Annotated in this window: 1 protein-coding gene; it reads left to right on the top strand. The window is 38.4% G+C overall.

The features are described 5' to 3' along the window. The first annotated feature begins 832 nt into the window (after positions 1-832). Complete coding sequence (gene ltrA / locus ACQKMD_RS21890; protein WP_427754675.1) at positions 833-2626, top strand: group II intron reverse transcriptase/maturase; 1794 nt, start codon at positions 833-835, stop codon at positions 2624-2626. Positions 2627-3035: the final 409 nt, after the last annotated feature.

Here is a 3035-nt window from a genome sequence, read left to right as displayed (position 1 = left end):
GTCGCTACCATTATACCGAATTTGGGGAGGTGCCTGTTTTTTATTGTCTGAAAGACGTTGATATGACTGAGCTCAGAATTATGAAATTAACTCAAGAAAATACGTTATTAACTTTCTTCAACTAACGGGGTAGCGCGACAAGTTTTGTTATAAGCACTAATGTGTGAAAAAACAAGGGATTTCTTCGGAAATCCTAACTTTATAACCGAGGATAGGAATGACAAAACCACGTATTTTGAAACTATCCCATTAATACTCCTGCATGCGTCATAATGGACAGATTATGGGGTCTGAAGCTCAGGTGAAGTCGGCAGAACAAAGGCTAAAGCCATTCTTCACGGAAAAGGTATGCCAATGGATATGCCGGATGGCTGAAAAACTAAATATGGTGAGAATTTTCTTATTGAAAAGAACAGACGAACTTCCGGAGGTACGGGTCTAAAGTTAGGAAACTTGTGTACCATCCAACGATGGGGTGAGTATCGTGGAGTAAAAATTGCCGCTCTGAAACACGCTATACCGAACAACGGCGGTATCCAGCTCACAGGCTTACAGGAAGCACCTAAGTTTAGAGGAAAGATAGCTAGGTTATAAGGGACTTGGAAAGTAAGGAACGTTGACTCAAGGGCTGTCACCCGAAACGGTTGCTATAAGCCATATGGCGAAATGCATTTGTCCTTATGAGGGTAGGGGTATGACCAGTGAAACCTCTGTAATGGAGTTGGAGGAACAGCCCCAAATCTAGCGATACGTAATAATTATTTTTCAACTGTGCATTGCACCGGTCGGGTAAGAACGTGGGAACATCACTTCAAAGAGGAATGATGCCACAGTGCAAGCTCTACGATATTGGGATTATTATGGGATGACAGACACCTTTACAGACTTACATCAACGAGCCAAAAATAAAGAATCATTCCATCTGTTATACGACATCGTCACGTCGAGGAACAATATTTTATTAGCGTATCGAACAATCAAGTCAAATAAAGGGTCGAAGACCCCTGGAACAGATGGTAAAACTATTGTAAATATAGAGAAACGATCAGAGAACGAATTAGTAGAAGAAATACAAAGTAGACTTAAAAATTATCGCCCCAAGAAAGTTAGACGTAAACTAATCGAAAAAGATAATGGCAAGATGCGGCCATTAGGTATTCCATGCATCCTGGATAGAATCATACAACAGTGCTTTAAACAAGTGTTAGAGCCGATTGCAGAGGCTCATTTCTATAATCATAGCTATGGATTTAGACCTTTACGGTCTACTCATCATGCGATGGCGAGAATTCAATTTTTAGTGAATAAGTCAAAACTCCACTACGTTGTAGATGTTGATATTAAAGGGTTCTTTGATAATATCAATCACTCCTTGCTTATTAAGCAGTTATGGAATTTAGGTATTCAGGATAGACAGGTTCTAGCCTGTATATCCAAAATGTTAAAAGCAGAAGTGGATGGAGAAGGTATCCCAACAAAAGGCTCTCCACAAGGCGGCTTACTTTCGCCATTACTGTCTAATATTGTACTGAATGAATTGGACCAATGGGTAGCGAATCAATGGGAACTATTCCCCCTCCATAAAAACTTGAAAACTAGAGGTCAACTTCTTGCAAAGAATCGCACACACTTAAAAGAAGGCTACATAGTTAGATATGCTGATGATTTTAAAATCATCTGTCGAGATTGGAAAACTGCTGAAAAGTGGTTTCATGCTGTTAAGCTATATCTAAAAGAACGTTTAAAACTTGATATTTCACCAGAAAAATCGAAGATTATTAATCTACGCAAGCATGAGTCTGCTTTTCTTGGCTTTACAATACGTGCGAATCGTAAAGGAAAAAAGCGTGTTGCACATACATTTGTCAGTGCCGAAAAGATGCAGAAGATTAAGGAGGATGCAAAGAAACGATTAGAAATACTCCGAACATCGCCAACTACTCAAAATGCTATGCGCTTTAATAGTTTTGTCTTAGGGTTACACAATTATTTTAACAGAGCTACTCACGTCAACTTAGCGTTCTCACGCCTTGCCTACGAAATAGGTGCATCTATGTACAATCGTCTTAAACCTGTCGGTAAATATGAACATCCCAACAATCCGCCACCTGTCTATAAAAAGTTCTATGGCTTAGGCTCTAAAACGTATAAAATCGCCGGAATATACCTCTTTCCTCTCGGGATCATCAAAACTAAAAATGTGATTGGTTTTACTCAAAGTATAACCCCATTTACCCAAGAAGGTCGAGTACTAATAACCAAACGGTTGAGTAAAGACATAAGACAGGAAATAGTATTGTTAATGGAATCAAAAATACCGACACGAAGTGTCGAATATATGGATAATCGGATTAGTAGGTACAGTATGAAAAAAGGAAAATGTGAAATAACTGGCATGTTCCTAACGGTACAAAACGTGTACTGCCACCACTATATACCTGTGCATCTTGGTGGAAGCGACAAATTCAACAACTTACGTATCCTCCAAAAAGAAGTACATGAATTAATCCATATGACCGACAACATTAAGGCGAAAACACTCATAAAAACTTTGGGCATCACGGAATCGATGTTAGAAAAAATCAATAAATATCGAGAAACATATGAGCTAGAAATAATCAAATAACCCAAATCAACAGGAGTAACTTGAAACTTATAATTAAATAATACCATCGCTAGATGGAACGCGGAATGCTTGGAAACTGGCACGTTCCGTGTGGAGTAGGGGAAAAGCTGGAGATAACTTCAAATGCTTACCTATTACTAACGTTTAGTTCAATAAGAAAATCATAAAATTGTAAGAGGAAAAGGGAGTAAAAGGAAAGAACCCTATTCTTCTAAAGAATAGGGTTCTTTTGTTGTCTGGTAAGGGAGAACCATCGTTTTATTACTGATTGGTTAATTTATTCCTACCATGGAGTTTCAGTTTTATGCTCGATGACTTGTATTACTATTGGTTCAATATCTTTTAACATTTGCTCGTATGGTCTACTATTGCCATTATTTTCACCCTGAAGTTGTACATCAGCCTGTGT

It is taken from the genome of Viridibacillus sp. NPDC096237, assembly GCF_050278625.1.
Taxonomy (GTDB): domain Bacteria; phylum Bacillota; class Bacilli; order Bacillales_A; family Planococcaceae; genus Viridibacillus.
Note: the sequence above shows the minus strand (reverse complement) of the source record. Positions and strands in the feature narration are given on the sequence as shown.